This window comes from Flavobacterium denitrificans DSM 15936 (assembly GCF_000425445.1).
GTDB classification, from domain to species: Bacteria; Bacteroidota; Bacteroidia; order Flavobacteriales; family Flavobacteriaceae; genus Flavobacterium; species Flavobacterium denitrificans.
Genome location: NZ_AUDL01000012.1, coordinates 72280 through 94531, shown reverse-complemented (window position 1 = coordinate 94531; position 22252 = coordinate 72280). Strand labels below are relative to the sequence as shown.

The window sequence follows — 22252 nt, the reverse complement described above, 5'->3', positions numbered from 1 at the left end:
TTGTCCAATTTTCAAATTTTCTCATTATCTAATTATCTAATTGACAAATTATCTAATTATGAGTAAAGAAGTTAAATCAGTAGAATACGGATTAGAGAAAATATTTGAAGGAGCACAGGATTTCCTTCCATTATTGGGAACAGATTATGTAGAATTTTATGTAGGGAATGCAAAACAATCTGCACATTATTATAAAACAGCTTTCGGATATCAGTCATTGGCTTACGCCGGATTAGAAACTGGAGTAAAAGACAGAGCATCGTATGTTTTGAAACAAGACAAAATCAGAATTGTTTTGACTACGCCTTTAACAGCTGATTCTCCGATAAATGAACATTTGAAAAAACACGGTGACGGAGTAAAAGTTGCCGCACTTTGGGTTGAAGATGCTACGAAATCTTACGAAGAAACTATGAAACGTGGTGCACGTTCTTTTATGGAACCAACTGTTGAAGAAGATGAATTTGGTCAAGTTATCCGTTCTGGAATTTATACTTATGGCGAAACGGTTCACATTTTTGTAGAAAGAAAAAACTACAATGGTATTTTCTTGCCAGGCTATAAAGAATGGAAATCGGACTATAATCCAGAACCAACCGGATTAAAATATATTGATCACATGGTTGGAAATGTGGGTTGGAACGAAATGAACACTTGGGTAAAATTCTACGAAGACGTAATGGGATTCGTGAATTTCCTATCATTCGACGACAAACAAATCACTACAGAATATTCTGCTTTGATGAGTAAAGTAATGTCAAACGGAAACGGAAGAATCAAATTCCCTATCAACGAACCAGCCGAAGGAAAGAAAAAATCTCAAATTGAAGAATATTTAGATTTTTATGGTGGGCCAGGAATTCAGCATATTGCCATTGCGACAGATGACATTATCAAAACAGTATCACAATTAAGAGCGCGTGGTGTTGAATTTTTATCTTCTCCTCCTCATACTTATTATGAAGCAATTCCAGAAAGATTGGGAGTTCACATGGAAATGATGAAAGAAGATATTAACGAAATTGAGAAATTAGCAATCATGGTCGATGCCGATGAAGATGGCTATCTTTTACAAATATTTACCAAGCCAGTTCAGGACCGCCCGACGCTTTTCTTCGAAATTATTCAAAGAATGGGCGCAAAAGGGTTCGGTGCAGGTAACTTTAAAGCACTGTTTGAGTCAATTGAGAGAGAACAAGAATTAAGAGGAACACTATAAAAACGCATTATTTTTACATTATGTAGAAAAATTCTCTGTAAATCGATGGTTTTTATGCAAATGTTATGTTAAACTCGCCTTTTGCTATTTATTTTTTGAACTTTCTATCTATCTTTGCACTCGCAAATCAAAAGGGGTGGTTTCCTTTTGGATTGATATAAATTTCATAATTTATAGTTTTTTGGTTAGTTAATAGCATAAAAACTCAGTCATTACTTGACTGAGTTTTTTTGTTTTGGTACATTTGGAATAGAATTTGCAATTATCCTCATAAATATTTGTAAAACAGTACTATGAAAAAATTAATCCTCATTATATTCACCCTAACAGCCTTTAGTTTTGATTCGCAAAAAGAAGACGCTTTCGGTACAGGAGAGTTCTTCAAGTTTAGAATTCACTACGGAATCGTAAATGCCGGATATGCCACACTTGAAGTCAAAGATGCCACCATCAACAACAAAAAAGTTTATCATGCGGTGGGTAAAGGTTACACAACCGGAATGTCAAAATTTTTCTTTAAAGTCGAAGATTTGTACGAAAGCTATTTTGACAAAGAAACCGGAAGTCCATACCGTTATGTCAGAAAAATTGATGAAGGCGGTTACACCAAAAATCAGGAAGGCTTTTTTAATCAAGCAGAAAACCGAGTTTTAGTAAAAGATTACAAGCGAAAATCTGAAAAAACCATTATCACCACTGATAATGTGCAAGATATAGTATCTTCATTTTATTTTTTGAGAAACCATCCGAATATTGACAAATTAAAATCGGGAGAGGCCATTACAATTGACATGTTTTTCGATGACGAAATCACAAAATTTAAGTTAAAATATGTAGGCCGTCAAGATATTACGACTAAATTTGGGTCCGTTTCTACAATGGTTTTCAAACCTCTTGTACAAACCGGCAGAGTTTTTAAAGAAAAAGAAAGTTTAACGCTCTGGATTACAGATGACGACAACAAAGTTCCTATCAGAATTAAAGCAGATCTTGCTGTAGGATCACTTAAAGCAGATCTTGATGAATATAAAGGATTAAAAAATCCATTTAAAGTTAAAAAATAATGAACCTTACTGATCATTCAGAATCAATTTTAAAAGAAATTGATCAAAAATTCCAAGCTATAAATCAAAAAACTGATGTTCAGTTAGAAGGATTGCTTTGGTCAAAACCAATTACGTATTGGGACTACATTCAAACAGACGCCCTATTAAATTTACAAATACAACGTACTACCCTTCCTGATGAAATGGTTTTCATTATGTACCATCAAGTCAACGAATTAATCTTTAAAATGATTTTGTGGGAAATTGACCAAATTGCCGAAACAGAAAATATTAAAGTTGAATTTTTCAGCGAAAGACTTTCTAGAATTACCCGCTATTTCGACATGCTTACCAATTCGTTCAGCATTATGGAAAACGGAATGGAAGTCGATCAATACATGAAATTCAGAAATACTTTGACACCTGCAAGCGGTTTTCAGAGTGCACAATACAGAATGATCGAATTTGCATCAACCGATGTCATCAATTTAACCGACAGAAGATACAAAGCAAACTTTGACGAAAACACCGATTTAGAAACTAGTTTCGAGCATTTATATTGGCAAGCCGCGGGAAAAGATTATCAAACCGGAGAGAAATCATATCTTCTGAATGAGTTTGAGAAAAAATATAAAGAGCAATTTTTAAGACAAATGTCATCGTTTAAAACGAAAAACATTTGGCAAAAATTCACACAACTTCCTATTGAAGATCAACAAAATACAGAACTTATTGAAGCTATGCGCCATTATGACAAAACTGTAAATATTACGTGGGTAATGCAGCACCTTAATACTGCAAGAAAATACATTTTGGAAAGCGGAAAAGGCAACGGAGAAGCGACTGGAGGAAGTGATTGGCAAAAATATATGCATCCAAAATACCAAAGACGCATCTTTTTTCCTAAATTGTGGACCGAAGAAGAATTGTCCAATTGGGGAAATGAAACCGAGGTTTAATTTCGTCACAAAAAAACAAAAAGTTTGAAAAAAGCAGTCGTAATTTTAATTGTCTTGTTTTCTATTTTTTCGTGCAAAAAAGCAGAAGAAAAAGTTGAAACCAAAATCACTAAACCAACAACCAAAAAAATAGAATTCGGTTTTAATTACGCAGATTTTAATGTTATTAATGATACTATTTCAAAAGGAGATTCTTTCGGATCCATTTTGCAAAGTCAAAATATTGGAGATAAAAAAGTACACGATATTGTTGAACAGGTAAAAGACTCATTTAATGTAAGAAGCATTAGATATGGAAAACCTTTTACATTAATACGTGCAAAAAACAAAACAAACAATCTTCAAGCTTTTGTTTATCAGCCTGATGCTTTAACGTATTATGTTATAGACTTAAGAGATAGCATAGCAAAAGCTTATAAAAAAATAAAACCTGTTACTTTAAAACGTAAAATAATTGGTGGCGTTTTAAAAAGCTCTTTATCCGAAACTTTAGGAAATGAAAGTGTCGAAACAGCATTGGCAAGCAGAATTACAAAAGTATTTTCTTGGTCAATTGACTTCTTCAAACTAAAAAAAGGCGACCGATACGGATTAATTTTTACCGAAAGATTCATTAACGGCAAAACCTATGACGGAGTTGAAGAACTTGAAGCTGCTTTTTTTGAATATAAAGGAAAAATCGTTTATGCATTTCCTTTTGAAAAAGATACACTTTCAGGAAAAATCGAATATTATGACGACCAAGGAAGAACGCTTAAAAATTTCTTTCTAAAAACGCCGATTAAATTCAGCCGAATTACTTCCAGGTTTACCATGAACAGATTTCATCCGGTTCAGCATACCTGGAAAGCACATAAAGGAACAGATTATGCAGCACCAACCGGGACTCCAATTTCGACTACCGCTTCTGGAGTTGTTGAAGCAACTGGATATACCGCAGGAAACGGAAACTTTGTAAAAGTAAAACACAACGGAACCTACTCTACTCAATATTTACATATGTCAAAAATCTTGGTTCGTCGTGGACAGCGCGTTACACAAGGACAGACTATTGGTTTAGTTGGAAGTACAGGTTTAGCTTCTGGACCACACGTTTGTTATCGTTTCTGGAAAAATGGCGTTCAAGTTGATGCACTTCGTCTCAACTTGCCAACCGGAGAATCTTTAACCGGAAATGACAAAACTCGTTTCGCGAAACAAATTGAACCTTTGAAAAGAGAATTAGACAGTATTGGGAATCTTTAATTTTTTATTAAAAACTCAAAGAAAATAACAAAACATGAAAAACGCTCGGCTTAAAGCAATTTACAGTGAAACTTTTTCTGGTTTAAAACTATTTTACAGAGACACCAATTTATCGGATAATTTAATTTCGAATTACAAAGTCGGGCAGATCATTCAGGAAAAAGGTTTTACAGACATGACTTCTATTGGAGGAGGTCTTTCGGGAAATTTGAGATATTTAATTGCAAGTGCTCATCCCAAGGATTTATCAAAATTCAATCCTGATTCGGGAAAAATTGGGCATTTTCTTTTAGATTCGATTGCTTATTTTAAAGTTTTGGATATTAAGAAAATTGGCGACAAAACTCAAATTTTTCTTTTGAATATTCCAGATAATTCATTGACTCTTTTCAAGAATTCTTCTTCAAATCTAGAAGAAGAAATCATAGAAAAGGCAAGAAAAAAGTTCAACGATAAAATCAATATTGCTTTAATTCAGGATTTACAAACCCAAAATTGGAAAGAAAGAACAAAATTTCCAATTGGAATGAATGAAAATGGCGAATTCTTTTTTGATGATTCAAAAATTAAAATTGAATCTTTCAAAAGAATAGAAATTGACACTGAAAAGAAAACTATCGAAGTAAATAAAAAACCTTGGTGGAAGATTTGGTAATCTGATTTATGAAAAAACTGCTAAAATATTTTCTCCTTTTTGCTTTTGTTTCATGTCAAAACAAACCGTTTGAAATTAGTTTTGACACCTATAATGATTATAAAACAGAAACAAATTTGAGATTAACGGGCTGGTTTCCAAATATCATCAACGCGGATTCTTACAATCTAAAAAGCGCTTCTCATCTTGGCTCTTGCAACTTTGTAAAATTCAATTATTCTAATAATAAGAGTTACGATTCCTTATTCTTGAACAGCACAAAAGTTCCTTTATTCTCATTTCAACAAAAAATAAAAAAATACGACGAACTAAAACCAAATTGGTTTCCAAATTATAATGAAATAAATAACACCGATTTTGAAATTATAAAAACCGATAGGTATAATATTGCAAGAAAGAAATCTACACATGAAATCTTTTGCTTCTGTGAAAATTAAACTTTGAAGAGTAGAATAAAACAAAACATTAAAACCAACCCCAAATAATGACTGAAAATTTTATTGCTTTTAAGAATTTCCCAACTCGAATTCAAGCTAAAGAAGTTGAAATGTTGCTAAATAAAAACAATATCAAAACAGTTTTAGCAGATAATATTGCACCTGTTGACATAACTTTTTCAGGAAGCACTTTACAAAATCAATATGAAATAAAGATTGACCCAGCTGATTTTGCAAAAGCTCAAGAAATTTTAGAAAAAGACACGGAAAGCCTTCTAAACCAAGTTGACAAAGATTATTATCTTTTAAGTTTTTCGAATGAAGAATTATATGATGTTCTTTTAAAATCGGATGAATGGAATGTTTTTGATTATAAATTGGCACAAAAACTTTTAACCGAGCGTGGCAAAAATATCGATCCTGATATGCTGGCTTCTTTAAAAAAAGAACGCCTGAAAATTTTAGCAAAACCAGAAGAGAATCAAAAACCTTGGATAATGGCCGGATATTTATTTTCACTTTTGGGTGGCGGAATCGGAATTGTTATTGGTTATTCGCTTTGGACTTCTAAAAAAACCTTACCAAACGGCGAGCGTGTTTATTCCTATAATGATGCCGACCGAAATCATGGGAAAACCATTTTTATTCTCGGCACAATAATTTTCCCATTGGCACTTTTAATCAGAATTCTTAGTGTCAATTAATTTAAAAAACTGACTATTTTCAAATCACATTCATAAAACGTTTTCGTAACTAATTGTTATATAATCGTGAACCGCTACCCTTTTAAAAGTTATTTCAGTATTTTTGTGTTTCTGAAAAAAACAAACCACATAATAAAATACAAATGGCTTTAAACACAACAAACCCAACTGGGACTGAGGCGTGGAAAAATCTGCAAAACCACTATAATGCAATTCACGAAACTACGATACAAGAATTATTTCAGCAGGATAATGCCCGCGCTGCAAAATTCAACTTGCAATGGAATGACTTTTTAGTTGATTATTCTAAAAATAATATCAGTCAGGAAACTATTTCTCTTTTGTTAGAATTGGCCAATTCAATTGGATTAAAAAATGCAATTGCTGCTTATTTTGGAGGAGAATTGATCAACAAAACAGAAAATCGTGCTGTTTTACATACGGCTTTGCGTGCTCCAGAATCGGCAATAATTAAAGTTGACGGAGAAAATGTAATTCCGGAAGTTTATGAAGTAAAAAATAAAATCAAAAATTTTACAAACGAAGTTATTTCGGGAGAAAGAAAAGGTTTTACAGGAAAAGCTTTTACTGATGTTGTAAATATTGGAATTGGAGGTTCAGACCTTGGACCAGTTATGGCGGTTGAAGCTTTACAATTCTACAAAAATCATTTGAATTTACATTTCGTTTCAAATGTTGACGGCGATCACGTAAATGAAGTAATCAAAAAATTAAACCCTGAAACCACTTTATTTGTAATTGTTTCTAAGACTTTTACAACTCAAGAAACACTTTCGAATTCAGAAACTATTAAAGAATGGTTTTTAAAATCGGCAACTCAAGACGATATTGCAAAACACTTTGCAGCCGTTTCTACAAATATTCAAAAAGTAACGGAATTCGGAATTAATCCAGACAACGTTTTCCCAATGTGGGACTGGGTTGGAGGAAGATTTTCTCTTTGGAGCGCAGTTGGTTTGAGTATTGCTTTGGCAATTGGTTTTGATAATTACAACCAATTATTAGTTGGAGCTCATGATATGGACAACCATTTCAAATCGACAGAATTTGATGAAAACATTCCGGTAATTTTAGCATTATTAAGCGTTTGGTACAATAATTTTTATGGTGCCGAAAGTGAAGCCTTGATTCCGTACACACAATATTTATCAAAACTGGCTCCGTACTTGCAACAGGCAACTATGGAAAGTAACGGAAAAAGTGTTGGCCGTGACGGAAAACCGGTAAACTATCAGACCGGAACTATTATTTGGGGAGAGCCAGGAACAAACTCTCAGCATGCTTTTTTCCAATTAATTCACCAAGGAACAAAAAGAATTCCAACAGATTTCATCGGATTTGTAAAACCACTTTACGGAAACGAAGATCATCACGATAAATTGATGTCAAACTTTTTCGCGCAGACAGAAGCGTTAATGAATGGAAAAACACCAGCACAAGTTCAAGCTGAATTTGACAAACAAGGACTTTCTGCAGAAAAAGCATCTTACTTATTGCCATTTAAAGTGTTCACAGGAAACAAACCAACCAATACAATTTTGATTGAAAAACTTACTCCAAAAAGCTTAGGATCATTAATTGCACTTTATGAACACAAAATTTTTGTTCAAGGAATCATCTGGAACATCTTCAGTTTTGATCAATGGGGAGTTGAATTAGGAAAACAGCTAGCAAATTCAATTTTAGACGAAATAAATTCTAAAACTGTTAATACACACGACAGCTCAACAACATTTTTGTTGAGTCACTATTTGAAAAGCAAATAATCTCTGATTTTTATAACATTCTGAAACGCCTTGATTTAATGAAAATTAAGGCGTTTTTTCGTATAAAAATGCCTCAAAACGCCCAAAACAGAATCAATTTTGCAAGTTTAGCGCTACACCATTACGAAATTCATTGCTATTTTAACAATAAATACTAGTCAAAATTAAAAAAAACGTTATTATTTTTAATGAAAAAAGAAAAAATCATTTTAATGCGCAACGAAAAACGTAAAACTAATTTTTCTTAACATTTTGATAACATTATCTGATTTTATTGTTATAATTTTGCCAAAAACAATAAACTAAATAACAAATGAAGAAAATGAAAAATTGGTTACTTACTGGACTATTTTTTATGATAGTTTCGACCGTATTTTCTCAAGGAAAAGTTACTGGTACAATTACCGACGGATCGGGTTCATTACCAGGAGCAAACGTAGCGATCAAAGGATCATCTACAGCAACTTCAACAGATTTTGATGGTAAATTTACCTTAAATTCTACAACAGGTTCAGGAGAGATTGTTGTCTCTTTCTTAGGATACGACAGCAAAACTGTAAAATTTACAGTTACAAATGGATCGACAACTAATTTGGGCGAGATTGTTTTAACATCTAACTCAAATGAATTAAGCGAAATTGTAGTAAAAAGTACTGTAGTAGACGTTGCTAAAGACAGAAAAACTCCAGTTGCTGTATCGACAATTAAAGCAGCAGAAATTCAACAAAAATTAGGAACTCAAGAGTTCCCTGAAATCTTAAGAAACACTCCTTCTGTATACGCAACTAAATCAGGTGGTGGTTTTGGAGATTCAAGAATCACATTACGTGGTTTTAACCAAAACAACATCGCTGTTATGATCAACGGTATGCCAGTTAACGACATGGAAAATGGTTCTGTTTACTGGAGTAACTGGGCTGGTTTATCAGATGTAGCTTCTGTTATTCAAGTTCAAAGAGGTTTAGGATCTTCTAAATTAGTATCTCCTTCTGTTGGTGGTACAATCAATATTCTTACTAAAGCTTCTGACAGAAAAGAAGGCGGATCTTTCGCTTCTATGTTCGGTAACGGAAGAAACTTTAAAATCCAAGGTTCATATAGCACAGGAAAACTAAGCAATGGACTTTCTGCTTCGATCTTATTGTCTCAAACAATGGGAGATGGTTACATCCCTGGAACTGCATTTGAAGGATCTAACTACTATGTAGCTTTAGGATATGGAAACAAAAGCGGAACACATGATTTCCAATTAACAGTAACTGGTGCGCCACAATGGCACAACCAAAGATCTACTGCTTCTACAATTGCTACTTACCAACAATACGGTAGCCTTGACGAACCAAACATCAGATACAACGCTGATACTGGATATCGTAATGGAGAAGAATACAACATCAGAAAAAACTACTACCATAAACCAATTGGTTCTTTCAACTGGGATTACAAAATCAATGAAACTACAAAACTTTCTTCTGTACTTTACGCGTCTTTAGGTCGTGGAGCTGGAGCTAGTGCTGCTGGTGGAATTAGAGGAAAATCTTACAATGACCTTATTGCATTCAGAAGACCTGATGGATTAATTGATTATGATAAAATTGTAGCTTACAACTCAGGACAACCTGTTAACATCAATGGTTTTACAGGCCCTCAAACAAGAGCTAAAGTAGGTGGTGTTTACCAAAACACATTCTCTTCTGGTTCAAGTGCTGCTAATGGTGCAAGTACAGGTACATCAGGTATTTCTCAAACATCTTCTATCAACTCACATGACTGGTATGGAGCTGTAATCAACTTAAACAAAAAATTATCTCAAACATTAACATTAGACTTTGGTGTTGATGCAAGAACTTACACAGGATACCACTTTACTGTATTAAATGATTTATTTGGTGCTGATGAGTTTTACGATACTTCTAAGAAAAGCGACCCAGCTAGACACCTGACAACTACTTATCCAACAAACGTTCAATGGAATGTTTTTGATAAAAAAGAATACGAAAAAATCTCTTTTAATAGTACTGGAAAAGTTAGATGGTATGGTGCATTTACTCAATTAGAGTACTCTAAAGACAATTTAACTGCATTCGTTCAAGGAGCAATTTCTCAACAAGGTTTCAAAAGAGAAGATGATTTCCTTTACTTGCCAACTGATCCTTTATCGTCAACAGATTACGAAAATATCTTAGGTGGAAACGTAAAAGGGGGAGTTAACTACAACCTTAACGAAAAAAACAATGTTTTTGTTAATGCAGGATACTACTCAAGACAACCATTCTTTAACTCAGTATACCCTAATAACAAATCTACAGTAAACCCTAACCTTACTAATGAGAAAATCTTAGGTTTTGAAGCTGGTTACTCTTTCCGTTCAAGATTCTTTAATGCTTCTGTTAACGTTTACAATACAAACTGGAATGATAGATACTTAAGAGGTAATGCTTTACCAACTTCTCCAACTATTCCAGCAAATACAACTTATACTGAATATGTTGGTCTTAACGAAGTTCACTCAGGAATTGAATTTGAAGGAAGCTCTAACATTACAGACAAATTAAGAGTTAATGGTATGATTTCTTACGGAATCTGGGAATACAAAGGCAATGCTAAATTAAATGCTTACTGGCAAGTTGACAATACTCCAGTTCCTGGATATGAAGCAGCAACTGTATACATGGACGGTGTAAAAGTTGGTGATGCAGCTCAAATGACAGCATCTTTAGGAGCTTCTTACGAAGTATTAACAAGAGTGTTTTTAGATGCTAACTACAACTACAACGACAATTTATACGCTGGTATCAGCCCAAATAGCTTCACAAACCCTGTAAACAAAGGTTCATTACAATTACCTGCTTACGGATTATTTGACGCTGGTTTCTCTTACAAAATGTTAGTTGGTCAAAACAAAGACAAATCTGTAAACTTCAGATTAAATGTTAACAACGTTTTTGACAAAACTTACATCGCTGAATCTAGAACTAACTTCTTTGCAGATGATAACCTTCCTGTAGCTGCTGGACAACCAGCTGGTTCAAATGGAACTTACGCTTCTAACGGATTAGTTTGGAACGGTGTAGCAACTAACAATCAAGTATTCTTCGGATTTGGAAGAACTTGGAACTTCACATTACGTTACGATTTCTAAAATTTAGAATCTTAATAAATAGTAAAAACGGCATTGACTTTTAGTTTAATGCCGTTTTTTTTATAGCCTTTTTTTCTATATTTGTTTTAAACAAAAAACACAATTATGTATCATTTTTTACAAAAATTTCACTCAGGCTGGGCTTATTTAGCTTTATTGCTTCTTTTAGTTGCAGTTGTAAATGCTATAATAGGCTTAAATTCTAAAAAAGAATTCACTGCCAAAGACCGCAAAATTTCATTATTTGCTTTAATTGGAACTCATACGCAATTATTAATTGGTCTAATCCTTTATTTTGTATCTCCGCTTGGAAAAGCCGCTTTTGGAGAAATGTCTAATGCTGAGTTGAGACTTACTTCACTTGAGCACCCACTAATTAACATTATTGCAATCATCTTGATCACCATAGGATGGTCAAAACATAAAAAATTAATAAACAGCGAAGCAAAATTCAAAACCTTTGCTATTTTTTACGGTTTAGGATTATTGCTTATTTTAAGCAGAATTCCTTGGAACTTATGGTTCTAAACAAAAAAGTCCTAATTTTGTAGGACTTTTTTTATAATGGCATATTATTTGTACAAACTCCCCAAGTCTGAAAAAAATAACCCATGAAAAACAAAAAAAACTTTATACTCACGATGCTTACGGCAACTTTTATATGTTGCTTTACTTTCGTTATAAGCCAAACCAAGCCCGTTATCGAGCCAAAAACTCAAGATACTATAACAAAACCTACCTTAATACCTTTGCCAACAGACTCCGTCTTTACAGATAAAGGATTAAAATTAAAAGTTTACAAAAAAAACGCTCACGCCTCCTACTATGCTGATCGTTTTAATGGTAAAAAAACCGCAGACGGAAGTCGTTTCAGCAATAGCAAATATACCGCGGCTCATAAAAAACTCCCTTTTGGAACTCGTGTGAAAGTAACCAATGAAGCTAACGGAAAATTTGTAATTGTAAAAATCACCGATCGTGGCCCATTTGTAAAAACTCGCGAAATAGATCTTTCAAAACGTGCGTTTATGGAAATTACAAAAAGTAAAGGCGCCGGCGCTATGAAAGTGACAATTGAAACCATTATAGAATAAAAAATAAATCCTGCCAAAAGCAGGATTTATTTTTAAACAAACTTGCGAATACTCATTGCAATTCCGACATGCAACCCTTCGTGATAATTATTAAAACTCAAAGCACCATCAACATTTCGTAATGTAAAACCAACACTGGTCTCGTATTCACGATAAGTCTTGAATATTTTAGCTTCATAATCTTTTTGCACTTGTTCGAACGTAGATTGGAGCAATGCTCTCACTTCATCAACTTCAGCTTGAGAAACATCACCTTCTGGTTTAGTACCTTTTCGGTATTTTTCGATAAATTTTTCCGGAACCATTGTTGGAAGTCCGGATAATTTATAAACCAAAACCTGATGTGTGGCAACACAGTGGGCAATATTCCAAATCAAATTATTGCTGAAGCCCTGCGGTATCTTATTTAACTGCTCGAGTGAGTGATTGTCTAAAATTTTAAGCAAATTTTGCCTAATCGTTTTCTGTACATCAAAAACTGGATTCATAGCTATATTTTTTTCTAAAATTAGGCAATTTTAAGCTTCAAATGGATTTTCTTTGTATGTCTAACAAAATTTGTAAAAAATGAACAAAATATATTATTTAGCCTCTTGCGATACTTGTCGCAAAATCATCAAAAGTTTGCCTGAAAACAATTTAGTCTTTCAAGACATCAGACAAGAACCGATTACAGAAGAACAACTAGAAGAAATGTATAAACTTTCTGCAAGCTACGAGGCTTTATTCAGCAAAAAAGCACAATTGTATAAGTCGATGGACTTAAAAAACAAAAATCTGACAGAGGCAGATTTTAAAAAATATATCTTGGAGCATTATACTTTCTTAAGTCGTCCGGTTTTTATTATTGACGGCAAAATTTACATTGGCAACAGCCAAAAAAATGTAGCCGAAGTAATAAAAGCATTATCGTAAGAAAAATAAAAATATTACTGTACGAAACTGATTAACAATTTACAACACAAAGCAGCAAACTTTTAATTATCTTTGCGCCTTTATACTCAATTATATGATACAATCTATGACAGGGTTTGGCAAAGCTTCTTTGCAATTGCCTACAAAAAAAATTACGGTTGAAGTAAAATCGCTAAACAGCAAAGGCCTTGACTTAAACGTGCGAATGCCTTCAGTTTATCGCGAAATGGAATTGGGTTTAAGAACTTTGATTTCAACCAAACTTGAAAGAGGAAAAATTGATTTCGGCATTTATATTGAAAGTACTGCCGAGCAAACTTCGACTAAAGTTAATGTTCCTGTTGTAAAAAATTATATCGCGCAATTACAAGAAGTTTATCCTGATGCTGACGTAACTGAATTAATGAAAATGGCTGTTCGTATGCCTGATACATTAAAAACAGAACGCGAAGAAATTGATGAAAATGATTGGGATCAAATTCAGGTTACAATTGATGAAGCGCTACAAAACATCTTAAGTTTTAGAAAAGATGAAGGAGAAGCTCTTGAAAGAGAATTCAATCTTCGCATAGCAAACATTCGCCAATACATGAACGATACTTTGGCTTTGGACTCAGAGCGCATTCAAGCAATAAAAGACCGTCTGCAAGCTGCTATTTCAGAATTGCAGGTTAATGTCGATGAAAATCGTTTTGAGCAAGAATTAATCTATTATTTAGAGAAATTAGATATTACCGAAGAAAAAGTGCGCTTAACAAACCATTTGGACTATTTCCTAGAAACTTTAAACGGGACCGAAGCTAACGGTAGAAAATTGGGTTTCATCACTCAGGAAATGGGACGTGAAATCAATACAATGGGTTCAAAATCAAATCACGCTCAAATGCAAAAATTGGTTGTGATGATGAAGGATGAATTGGAGAAAATCAAAGAACAGGTTTTGAATGTTTTGTAAAAACGCTGTAAGCTTTAAGCTATAGGCAATAAGCTAAAAACGAAATCAAATTAAAGCCTAAGGCCTACAGCCTAAAGCTTAAAGCATAACAATAATGAACAAAGGAAAATTAATTGTTTTTTCAGCACCATCGGGATCAGGAAAAACAACTATCGTAAGACATTTGCTAGGGAAAGAAGATTTAAATCTGGAATTTTCGATCTCAGCCGCTTCACGCGATCCACGTGAGGGAGAAATCAACGGAAAAGATTATTATTTCATTTCTTTAGAAGAATTCAAAAAACACATAAAAGCTGAAGATTTCTTAGAATGGGAAGAAGTTTACCGTGATAACTTCTACGGAACTTTAAAATCAGAAATTGAAAGAATCTGGGCTTTAGGAAAAAATGTAATTTTTGACATTGATGTTGCCGGCGGACTTCGTATTAAGCATAAATTTCCAGAACAGACTTTAGCCGTTTTTGTTAAACCGCCAAGTGTTGACGAACTTAAACGTAGGTTGAAAGAACGCTCTACGGAGAGCGAAGACAAAATTAACATGCGTATTGCAAAAGCTTCGGTTGAATTGGCAACTGCACCACAATTTGATGTAATCATTAAAAACTATGATTTGCCAGTAGCATTGCAGGAAGCCCACCAATTGGTAAAAGATTTCGTAAGTAAATAATTTTATTCCGCAGAGATATACAAAACAAAACACAAAGATTCGCGAAGCTTAATTAGAAACTTTGCGAATCTTTGTGTTATCTTAGCGAGACTCTGCGAAACGCTACAAAATGAAAATAGGTCTATATTTCGGAACTTACAACCCCATTCATGTTGGTCATTTGATCATTGCCAATCACATGGCAGAATATGCTGGTTTAGACCAAATTTGGATGGTGGTTACACCTCATAATCCGTTAAAGAAGAAAGCTACTTTGCTAGACGACCAACAACGCCTTCAAATGGTTTTTCTGGCAACAGAAGATTATCCAAAGATAAAACCATCGGATATTGAATTTAAATTGCCCCAGCCAAGCTATACAGTTATTACACTTGCTCATTTGCAAGAGAAATATCCAAATCATGAATTTTCATTGATTATGGGCGAAGACAATCTGAAAACGTTTCATAAATGGAGAAACTATGATGTGATTTTAGAAAATCATGATATTTATGTGTATCCGAGAATCTCAGAAGAGCCTGAAAATGTCGAGTTAAAATCGCATCCAAAAATTCATGTTATCGATGCGCCGATTGTAGAGATTTCTTCAACCTTTATTCGAAAGAACATTAAAGAAGGCAAAAATATTCAGCCTTTGTTACCTCCAAAGGTTTGGGATTATATTGATCACAATAATTTTTACAAAAAGTAAATATACAAAGCAACAAAATAAAAAAGCCTGAACTTTAAATTCAGGCTTTGCATTTTATGTTAATTCACAGTAACACTTTTCTTTGGACTCACTGTACAGCTCCCCCCTCCTTTGGAAATTGTCACATCCGCTTTCACTTCATAAGTCCCTGCGGCAGTATATGTATGCGATACAGCTCCTGTTGTTCCGGTTACTGTTTGAACAGCCGTTCCGTCTCCAAAAGTCCATTTTACAGAAGTTACAGTATTGCTACCACTCTAGTGTATTGAATAATTAATTATTTTTGTGTTTGTGCCATCTGCAGAATGTTTTAACTCTGTCAATATTGAGTCTCCGAAACAATCTACTATTGCCGCATCATCACTTTTGCTGCAGGAGATAATCATAAAAAACATCAAAGTAAACATTAAAATTGTTGTAACCTTTTTCATAAGTTTGGAAATTTAGCGGTATATATACTCAAAGATACTATTTACAGAAGAAACATAAAAAAAGAGAGAAAATTCCGGTTTTTAACAATCGTTTATTATGAAGAAAAAGCGAGACTAATTACAATCTGTTACCAAAAAACAATTTTAATTCTTTCTCAATAATATCAAAAAACGATTTCAAATTATTGTTTTTTGGAGCCAATAAATACACAAATTCTTCTGGCACATGAAAACTGTTCCAAACCAATTGCAATTTATCTTCTTTAATAAGCTTTCGTGCATTGCAATTCCATGTGGCGGCAACTCCTTCATGCTTAGATAAAAGCCGAAGCATTTCAGATTCTGAAGGAATAATGTAATTCGGAACCATCGATGGACGCTTTTTATTGAAAGCATGCAACCAGAATAATTTTATATGCGGAATGCGCGCATCATGACTGTACCATTTTTGTCCATTGAGCCACTGCTCTATTTCCGTAAAATTATCCGATTTTAATCGTTGACGGAATTCTGTTATATCTAAACTTGTTGGAGCGACTAAAATCAATTTGATTTTTCCAACAATTTCATAGGTTGTATCAAAAGTATCAAACCTTTTTGTCGTAATTGCAAAGTCAAGTTTTTTGGCATCTACCAATGCAAAAAGTTCGTCGTTTTCAGCAAAAGTAAAATCGATTAAATCGAACTTCGAAATCAAAAGATCTCCAATACAATCAAAAAGGTGTTTCGAAATACCAACTGATATTAAACGATTAGCATCTTCGGCTTTAGACCTAAAGCTAGTTTCCACATTTTCAAGACGTTCAAGCGCATCTATAATCAAATTATTCAGTAACTTAGCGTATTCTGTTGGCTCAACGCCTTTTGACTTCCTAATAAATAATTTATTTCCAACATGAGCTTCAAGCATAGAAATCTGCTGACTAACTGCAGGCTGGCTCATAAATAACTCTTTGGCGGCAACTGAAAAATTTCCGTTTTTATAAACCGCCTTAAATGTTCTGTACCATTCTAAATTGACCATGACATAAATTTATTTATAACAAACATAGTTTATTTTATTTTTACTGATATCATCTAAGCCGTAAATTTGTTGAAAATTTAATATTATGAAGAAAATAGCATTACTCGCGATAATTGCATTTGCAGCTATAAGCACATCGGCTTTGGCACAAAAATCAAATAAAAAAGGTATGAAAAAAGTATTATTTGTTGTAACCAGCAATGATAAGCTGGGCAACACAGGAGAAAAAACCGGATTCTGGTCTGAAGAATTTGCTGCGCCCTATTATGAATTATTAGACCAAGGCGTTGAAATCGCAATTGCATCTCCGCTTGGAGGCCAGCCACCAATTGATCCAAAAAGTGCTGATCCTTCATCAGCAACAGAAGACACAAAACGTTTTGACGCAGATAAAGTTTTACAAGAAAAATTAAAACATACTTTGAAACTTTCAACTGTTAATCAAAAAGATTATGACGCGGTATTTTACCCAGGAGGACACGGGCCGCTTTGGGACTTAGTTCAAGACCACAATTCAATCGCACTGATTGAATCATTTTATACACATAACAAACCTGTAGCTTTTGTTTGTCACGCTCCAGCAGTTTTGAAAAACGTAAAAGTAAACGGTCACTATTTAGTGAAAGGCAAAAAAATCACAGGTTTTACCAATGAAGAGGAAGAAGCAGTTGGCTTGACAAAAGTAGTTCCGTTTTTATTAGAAGATGCTTTAGCTTCAAATGGAGGAATATTTTCTAAGGGACCAAACTGGCAACCATATGCAGTTGAAGACGGGCTTTTAATTACAGGCCAGAATCCTGCATCGTCTAAACTTGTAGCTGGAAAATTATTGCAGAAATTAAATTAAAAAAGGGACTAAGGGACTGAGACGCTATCCCGAGGCTTCGGGACTAAGACTTTAGCAGTTCGGTCTTTTGTCAAAAAATTAAAACTATAAAATCAACCCGATACTAAGATTCTGAATCCACTAAGTAAAAAACTTAGTCCCTCAGAATCTTAGCATCTTAGAAACTTAAAAAAAAATGCTAAACTTTGAATTATATAATCCGACGAATTTAATTTTCGGAAAAGGACAAATTGAAAAACTTTCAACTTTAGTTCCAAAAGATGCTAAAATTTTATTGGCTTATGGGGGCGGAAGTATTTTTAAAAACGGAATTTACGATCAGGTTATCAATAATTTAGAAGGTTTTGAAATCGTAGAGTTTGGTGGAATTGAGCCAAATCCGCGATTTGAAACTTTAATGAAAGCCGTTGATGTAATCAAAACAGAAAAAATTGACTTTATTCTGGCTGTCGGCGGTGGATCTGTTATTGACGGTGTGAAATTTATTTCGGCTGCAGTAAATTTTGAAGGAAACCCACTCGATATTCTTCAAAAAAGAATCTTGATCAAAGAAAATGCAATGCCTTTCGGAACCATTTTGACACTTCCAGCAACGGGAAGCGAGATGAATTCTGGATATGTAGTAACAATTGAAGCAACCCAAGAAAAATTGTCTTCTGGCGGAAGTGCTTTATTTCCAAAATTCTCTATTTGTGACCCAACAGTAATTGCCTCCTTACCAAAAAGACAAATCGAAAATGGTGTTGTAGATGCTTACACACATGTTATGGAGCAATACTTAACGTACCCACACGATGCTTTTCTACAAGACAGAATTGCCGAAGGTATTTTACAAACGCTAATTGAAGTTGGCCCAGGCGTTGTCAAAAACCCAACTGATTATACTTTGGCTTCTAATTTTATGTGGAGTTGTACTATGGCTTTAAACGGATTAATCCAAAAAGGAGTTCCAAGCGACTGGGCAACTCATATGATTGGCCATGAATTGACAGCACTTTATGAAATTGATCATGCAAGAACTTTAGCCATTATTGGCCCAAGCTTATACAAAGTTATGTTTGAAACCAAAAAAGGCAAACTAGCTCAATATGGAAGAAGAATATTCAACTTAACAGGTTCAGATGAAGAAGCAGCAAAAGAAGCCATCAACAAAACAGTTGAATTTTTCCATACAATGGGAATGGATACCAAACTTTCGCAATACACAAACGACTATTCTAACACAGCTGATTTCATTGTAAATCGTTTTGAAGAAAGAGGCTGGAAAGGTTTAGGTGAAAATCAATTGGTTACTTTAGACAAAGTAAAATCGATTGTTGAACTTTCTTATTAGTCACAGTATCCAATGTCAGTTTGCAGTTTTAGCATATCACTGAAAACTGTGACTGCGACTGAAAACTAAAAAAGGCGTTCTTAAAATAATTTAGGAACGCCTTTTTACAATACTAAAACAAAACTAACTAACTCAATTTTTATTAAACTCATTAAAATTTTAATTTATAATCAGTTACAACGCAAGGTTTGTTATTTTATTGTATAGGGTATAAAATATTTTTTAATTTTTTTTTTAACCACTTGAAAAAGTGAGGCTTTTAAGGGCTTTTTATAAATTTCTTAAAACAGATTTTGTATTATTACTACATTATTAAGTACTTTTGTTTTAAATTATTAAAATAATGAGCGAAAATTTAAAATTTGCAGTAATTGGAGGAGGAAGCTGGGCAACGGCAATTGCAAAGATGTTATGCGTAAATCAATCGGAAATTGCATGGTATATGCGCAACGATGCTGCAATAGAGCACATTCAGAAATACAAACACAACCCAAATTATTTAAGTTCAGTAGAATTTGACACTAAAAAACTTAAATTAACTAACAATATCAACGAAGCAATTGAATATGCAGATTATTTGATCTTCGCTATCCCATCAGCTTTTTTAGATGCCGAAATGAAAAACATGACGGTTTCTTTGGCAGATAAAATTATTTTCTCGGCAATTAAAGGAATCGTTCCTGAAACTAGCTTAATTGTTGGAGAACATTTCCATATTCAATACGATATTCCATACTATAACATTGGAGTTATTACAGGGCCTTGCCACGCAGAGGAAGTCGCTTTAGAAAGACTTTCTTATTTAACGATTGCTTGTGGCGACCCTGAAAAAGCTTGCAATATGGCAAAATCACTTTCTGGCAATTACATCAAAGCTAAAATTTCGGATGACATTATCGGAACCGAATATGCTGCAATGCTTAAAAACATTTACTCTATTGCTGCCGGAATTGCACATGGCTTAGGTTACGGCGACAACTTCCAATCGGTTTTGATGAGTAATGCGATTCGCGAGATGAAAAAATTCATCAGAAAAGTGCATAAAATGAAACGTAACATTAATGATTCGGCTTATTTGGGCGATTTATTAGTTACAGGATATTCTGTTTTTTCAAGAAATAGAATGTTCGGAAATATGATTGGAAAAGGATATACGGTAAAAAGCGCTATGATGGAAATGAGCATGGTTGCTGAAGGTTATTATGCAACAAAAAGTGCTTATAAACTAAATCAAGGTTACGGTGCCAAAACGCCAATTATAGACGCTGTTTACGCTGTTTTATACGAAGGAAAAGATGCTAAAACGGTTTTCAAGAAATTGACGGAGTCTTTGGATTAAAATTTTTAGAAGAAAAAGAAGAAAGAAGAAAGAAAAAAGACTTCTTTACTGAGATAAAAAAAAGAGCCAAACTGAATTTCAGTCTTGGCTCTTTCTTCTTTATTCTATTAAATCTCAGTTTAGTCTTTCTTCTTGCTTCTTGGCTCTTTTAGATCTTTACTTCACCATAACCCCTTCAACAAACAAAATCGGCACTTCTTCCGTAGCGCTTTCATTGATTGAATTGGCTTTAAAAATGAATTTCTTATCGTACAAAGTATTCCCGATGAAGAAAGTCACCATAAATTCATTATTAAGCGCTAAAAGACTCTTTTCTATCAATTCTACTTTTACAACAGAAACCGAAGGAACTTCAACAAAAGCATGACGCAAAATCGAAGTTTTTTTCATTTCACCATCAATAGTTCCAAACGCTTTTGAAACTACCATTACGCTGTCTAAATTAAAGTCGCTGTCATTTACTAAATAAGCGTACCACACTTTTTCCATAAAATCGTCGCTCCATTCCTGCACTGCAGCAAGAAAAACATTTTCAACTTCTGGAATTATTATATCTTTTTTCATTAAGTCAAAAGTCATAAAGTCGAAAGTCGAAAGTCCAAAAGTTTGAAGTCATTACTATGAGACTTTCGACTTTGGACTTTCGACTTTTGACTTAAAATTAAATATTTGCTTTAAACTGCTCTAAGAAACGAACATCGTTTTCATAAAACATTCTGATATCGCCAATTTGGTATAAAAGCATTGCGATACGCTCTACTCCCATTCCGAAAGCAAATCCGTTGTATTCATCTGGGTTGATATCACAATTTTTAAGAACGTTTGGATCTACCATTCCACAACCTCCAATTTCTAACCAACCTGTACCTTTTGTGATTCTGTAATCCGTTTCCGTTTTTAATCCCCAATAGATATCAATCTCAGCACTTGGCTCTGTAAATGGGAAATAAGATGGACGAAGACGAATCTTAGATTTTCCGAACATTTCTTTTGTAAAATAAAGCAATGTTTGCTTCAAATCAGCGAAAGAAACATCTTTGTCAATGTATAATCCTTCCACTTGATGGAAAATACAGTGCGAACGAGATGAAATTGCTTCATTACGGAAAACACGTCCTGGAGAAATCGTACGAATTGGCGGTTTGTGATTTTCCATATAACGCACCTGAACCGATGATGTATGCGTACGTAACAAAACATCAGGATTTGTCTGAATGAAAAATGTATCCTGCATGTCACGCGCTGGGTGATATTCCGGCAAGTTTAATGCAGTAAAGTTGTGCCAATCGTCTTCAATTTCTGGACCTTCAGAAACGTTGAAACCGATATTAGCAAAAATATCTATAATCTGATTTTTAACAATTGAAATAGGGTGACGAGAGCCTATAATTACTGGCTCTGCTGCACGAGTCAAGTCGCCAAAAACGCCTTTTGTTTCTTCTTTGCTTTCCAAAGCCTCAACAATTGACTTCACTTTTTCTTCAGCAGCATTTTTTAATGCATTTACAACTTGTCCAAATTCTTTTTTCTGATCGTTTGGAACCTTTTTAAACTCTGCGAAAAAATCGTTCAAAACGCCTTTTTTTCCTAAGAATTTTATACGGAATGCTTCTAGTTCTTCTTTGTTTTCTGTTGAAAAAGATTGGGCTTCCCCAATATAATCTTTAATCTTATCTATCATTTTCATTCGGTTCTTGAGAATACAAATTTAGTGTTTTTAGTTTAAAGTGTGCAGTCACAGTCGCAGTTTTCAGCTTTCAAA

The 22252-nt window shown here is 33.9% G+C and carries 22 protein-coding genes and 1 pseudogene; 18 read left to right on the top strand and 5 right to left on the bottom strand.

Translation table 11 applies throughout. The features are described 5' to 3' along the window. Positions 1-58: 58 nt before the first annotated feature. From hppD to H600_RS0107775, 11 genes are all read left to right on the top strand, one after another. Positions 59-1219, top strand: coding sequence for a 4-hydroxyphenylpyruvate dioxygenase (hppD, locus tag H600_RS0107825; protein ID WP_026728258.1), 1161 nt, complete (start codon positions 59-61; stop codon positions 1217-1219). A gap of 293 nt (positions 1220-1512) precedes the next feature. Next, complete coding sequence (locus H600_RS0107820; RefSeq protein WP_026728257.1) at positions 1513-2283, top strand: DUF3108 domain-containing protein; 771 nt, start codon at positions 1513-1515, stop codon at positions 2281-2283. Beyond that, on the top strand, positions 2283-3224 hold the full coding sequence (locus tag H600_RS0107815; protein WP_026728256.1) for a tryptophan 2,3-dioxygenase family protein: 942 nt from the start codon (positions 2283-2285) through the stop codon (positions 3222-3224). Before H600_RS0107820 ends, H600_RS0107815 begins: the two co-directional genes overlap by 1 nt. A gap of 24 nt (positions 3225-3248) precedes the next feature. Next, positions 3249-4469 (top strand): peptidoglycan DD-metalloendopeptidase family protein, encoded by a 1221-nt coding sequence (locus tag H600_RS0107810; protein ID WP_026728255.1) that lies wholly within the window; start codon positions 3249-3251, stop codon positions 4467-4469. Between the two features lie 34 nt (positions 4470-4503). Next, the gene (locus H600_RS0107805) at positions 4504-5124 is read left to right on the top strand and encodes a hypothetical protein (protein ID WP_026728254.1); all 621 of its coding nucleotides are present in this window, start codon (positions 4504-4506) and stop codon (positions 5122-5124) included. Positions 5125-5132: 8 nt separating this feature from the next. After that, on the top strand, positions 5133-5561 hold the full coding sequence (locus H600_RS0107800; protein ID WP_026728253.1) for a hypothetical protein: 429 nt from the start codon (positions 5133-5135) through the stop codon (positions 5559-5561). 47 nt (positions 5562-5608) lie between these two features. Then, entirely contained in the window at positions 5609-6265 is a 657-nt protein-coding gene (locus H600_RS0107795) for a hypothetical protein (RefSeq protein WP_026728252.1), read from the top strand. 143 nt (positions 6266-6408) lie between these two features. Next, a complete protein-coding gene (gene pgi / locus H600_RS0107790) occupies positions 6409-8052 on the top strand; it encodes a glucose-6-phosphate isomerase (RefSeq protein WP_026728251.1) in 1644 nt (547 codons plus the stop codon). A 313-nt stretch (positions 8053-8365) separates the two neighbouring features. Further along, entirely contained in the window at positions 8366-11194 is a 2829-nt protein-coding gene (locus tag H600_RS0107785; RefSeq protein ID WP_026728250.1) for a TonB-dependent receptor, read from the top strand. Between the two features lie 105 nt (positions 11195-11299). Continuing rightward, positions 11300-11722: a hypothetical protein gene (locus H600_RS0107780; RefSeq protein WP_026728249.1), complete on the top strand. Its 423-nt coding sequence runs from the start codon at positions 11300-11302 to the stop codon at positions 11720-11722. Positions 11723-11805: 83 nt separating this feature from the next. Continuing rightward, on the top strand, positions 11806-12288 hold the full coding sequence (locus H600_RS0107775; protein WP_026728248.1) for a septal ring lytic transglycosylase RlpA family protein: 483 nt from the start codon (positions 11806-11808) through the stop codon (positions 12286-12288). A 32-nt stretch (positions 12289-12320) separates the two neighbouring features. Here the strand turns inward: H600_RS0107775 and H600_RS0107770 are convergent, their stop codons facing one another. After that, positions 12321-12776, bottom strand: coding sequence for a DinB family protein (locus H600_RS0107770; protein ID WP_026728247.1), 456 nt, complete (start codon positions 12774-12776; stop codon positions 12321-12323). Between the two features lie 79 nt (positions 12777-12855). On the opposite strand from H600_RS0107770, the gene H600_RS0107765 reads away from it, so the two are divergent. The 4 genes from H600_RS0107765 to nadD all read left to right on the top strand — a co-directional run bounded on the left by H600_RS0107765 (position 12856) and on the right by nadD (position 15516). Then, complete coding sequence (locus H600_RS0107765; RefSeq protein WP_026728246.1) at positions 12856-13203, top strand: arsenate reductase family protein; 348 nt, start codon at positions 12856-12858, stop codon at positions 13201-13203. 94 nt (positions 13204-13297) lie between these two features. Further along, positions 13298-14158: a YicC/YloC family endoribonuclease gene (locus H600_RS0107760; protein ID WP_035108494.1), complete on the top strand. Its 861-nt coding sequence runs from the start codon at positions 13298-13300 to the stop codon at positions 14156-14158. A gap of 94 nt (positions 14159-14252) precedes the next feature. Then, positions 14253-14825: a guanylate kinase gene (gene gmk / locus H600_RS0107755; protein ID WP_026728244.1), complete on the top strand. Its 573-nt coding sequence runs from the start codon at positions 14253-14255 to the stop codon at positions 14823-14825. Positions 14826-14934: 109 nt separating this feature from the next. Next, positions 14935-15516, top strand: a complete 582-nt coding sequence (gene nadD / locus H600_RS0107750; RefSeq protein ID WP_026728243.1) for a nicotinate (nicotinamide) nucleotide adenylyltransferase — start codon at positions 14935-14937, stop codon at positions 15514-15516. Positions 15517-15575: 59 nt separating this feature from the next. On the opposite strand, the pseudogene H600_RS23285 reads toward nadD, so the two are convergent. After that, positions 15576-15755 (bottom strand): annotated as a pseudogene (locus H600_RS23285) (PKD domain-containing protein); the annotation flags it as partial. Positions 15756-16065: 310 nt separating this feature from the next. Continuing rightward, a complete protein-coding gene (locus H600_RS0107740) occupies positions 16066-16971 on the bottom strand; it encodes a LysR family transcriptional regulator (protein WP_026728242.1) in 906 nt (301 codons plus the stop codon). An 85-nt stretch (positions 16972-17056) separates the two neighbouring features. Between H600_RS0107740 and H600_RS0107735 the strand changes: the two genes are divergently transcribed. The 3 genes from H600_RS0107735 (at position 17057) to H600_RS0107725 (ending at position 20490) form a co-directional block, all read left to right on the top strand. Further along, on the top strand, positions 17057-17818 hold the full coding sequence (locus H600_RS0107735; RefSeq protein ID WP_026728241.1) for a type 1 glutamine amidotransferase domain-containing protein: 762 nt from the start codon (positions 17057-17059) through the stop codon (positions 17816-17818). A 175-nt stretch (positions 17819-17993) separates the two neighbouring features. After that, positions 17994-19151, top strand: a complete 1158-nt coding sequence (locus H600_RS0107730; RefSeq protein ID WP_026728240.1) for an iron-containing alcohol dehydrogenase — start codon at positions 17994-17996, stop codon at positions 19149-19151. Between the two features lie 343 nt (positions 19152-19494). Next, positions 19495-20490: an NAD(P)H-dependent glycerol-3-phosphate dehydrogenase gene (locus tag H600_RS0107725; RefSeq protein WP_026728239.1), complete on the top strand. Its 996-nt coding sequence runs from the start codon at positions 19495-19497 to the stop codon at positions 20488-20490. Between the two features lie 156 nt (positions 20491-20646). Here the strand turns inward: H600_RS0107725 and H600_RS0107720 are convergent, their stop codons facing one another. Together H600_RS0107720 and pheS are read right to left on the bottom strand one after the other, a co-directional pair. Further along, complete coding sequence (locus H600_RS0107720; protein ID WP_026728238.1) at positions 20647-21054, bottom strand: hypothetical protein; 408 nt, start codon at positions 21052-21054, stop codon at positions 20647-20649. 97 nt (positions 21055-21151) lie between these two features. Continuing rightward, positions 21152-22171, bottom strand: a complete 1020-nt coding sequence (pheS, locus tag H600_RS0107715; RefSeq protein ID WP_026728237.1) for a phenylalanine--tRNA ligase subunit alpha — start codon at positions 22169-22171, stop codon at positions 21152-21154. Positions 22172-22252 lie beyond the last annotated feature (81 nt).

What these genes read in the sequence shown, in the direction of transcription:
- hppD (WP_026728258.1), top strand. Translation starts at nt 59, where the DNA reads ATGAGTAAAGAAGTTAAATCAGTAGAATACGGATTAGAGAAAATATTT.
- H600_RS0107820 (WP_026728257.1), top strand. Translation starts at nt 1,513, where the DNA reads ATGAAAAAATTAATCCTCATTATATTCACCCTAACAGCCTTTAGTTTT.
- H600_RS0107815 (WP_026728256.1), top strand. Translation starts at nt 2,283, where the DNA reads ATGAACCTTACTGATCATTCAGAATCAATTTTAAAAGAAATTGATCAA.
- H600_RS0107805 (WP_026728254.1), top strand. Translation starts at nt 4,504, where the DNA reads ATGAAAAACGCTCGGCTTAAAGCAATTTACAGTGAAACTTTTTCTGGT.
- H600_RS0107800 (WP_026728253.1), top strand. Translation starts at nt 5,133, where the DNA reads ATGAAAAAACTGCTAAAATATTTTCTCCTTTTTGCTTTTGTTTCATGT.
- H600_RS0107795 (WP_026728252.1), top strand. Translation starts at nt 5,609, where the DNA reads ATGACTGAAAATTTTATTGCTTTTAAGAATTTCCCAACTCGAATTCAA.
- pgi (WP_026728251.1), top strand. Translation starts at nt 6,409, where the DNA reads ATGGCTTTAAACACAACAAACCCAACTGGGACTGAGGCGTGGAAAAAT.
- H600_RS0107785 (WP_026728250.1), top strand. Translation starts at nt 8,366, where the DNA reads ATGAAGAAAATGAAAAATTGGTTACTTACTGGACTATTTTTTATGATA.
- H600_RS0107780 (WP_026728249.1), top strand. Translation starts at nt 11,300, where the DNA reads ATGTATCATTTTTTACAAAAATTTCACTCAGGCTGGGCTTATTTAGCT.
- H600_RS0107775 (WP_026728248.1), top strand. Translation starts at nt 11,806, where the DNA reads ATGAAAAACAAAAAAAACTTTATACTCACGATGCTTACGGCAACTTTT.
- H600_RS0107770 (WP_026728247.1), bottom strand. Translation starts at nt 12,776, where the DNA reads ATGAATCCAGTTTTTGATGTACAGAAAACGATTAGGCAAAATTTGCTT.
- H600_RS0107765 (WP_026728246.1), top strand. Translation starts at nt 12,856, where the DNA reads ATGAACAAAATATATTATTTAGCCTCTTGCGATACTTGTCGCAAAATC.
- H600_RS0107760 (WP_035108494.1), top strand. Translation starts at nt 13,298, where the DNA reads ATGATACAATCTATGACAGGGTTTGGCAAAGCTTCTTTGCAATTGCCT.
- gmk (WP_026728244.1), top strand. Translation starts at nt 14,253, where the DNA reads ATGAACAAAGGAAAATTAATTGTTTTTTCAGCACCATCGGGATCAGGA.
- nadD (WP_026728243.1), top strand. Translation starts at nt 14,935, where the DNA reads ATGAAAATAGGTCTATATTTCGGAACTTACAACCCCATTCATGTTGGT.
- H600_RS0107740 (WP_026728242.1), bottom strand. Translation starts at nt 16,971, where the DNA reads ATGGTCAATTTAGAATGGTACAGAACATTTAAGGCGGTTTATAAAAAC.
- H600_RS0107735 (WP_026728241.1), top strand. Translation starts at nt 17,057, where the DNA reads ATGAAGAAAATAGCATTACTCGCGATAATTGCATTTGCAGCTATAAGC.
- H600_RS0107730 (WP_026728240.1), top strand. Translation starts at nt 17,994, where the DNA reads ATGCTAAACTTTGAATTATATAATCCGACGAATTTAATTTTCGGAAAA.
- H600_RS0107725 (WP_026728239.1), top strand. Translation starts at nt 19,495, where the DNA reads ATGAGCGAAAATTTAAAATTTGCAGTAATTGGAGGAGGAAGCTGGGCA.
- H600_RS0107720 (WP_026728238.1), bottom strand. Translation starts at nt 21,054, where the DNA reads ATGAAAAAAGATATAATAATTCCAGAAGTTGAAAATGTTTTTCTTGCT.
- pheS (WP_026728237.1), bottom strand. Translation starts at nt 22,171, where the DNA reads ATGATAGATAAGATTAAAGATTATATTGGGGAAGCCCAATCTTTTTCA.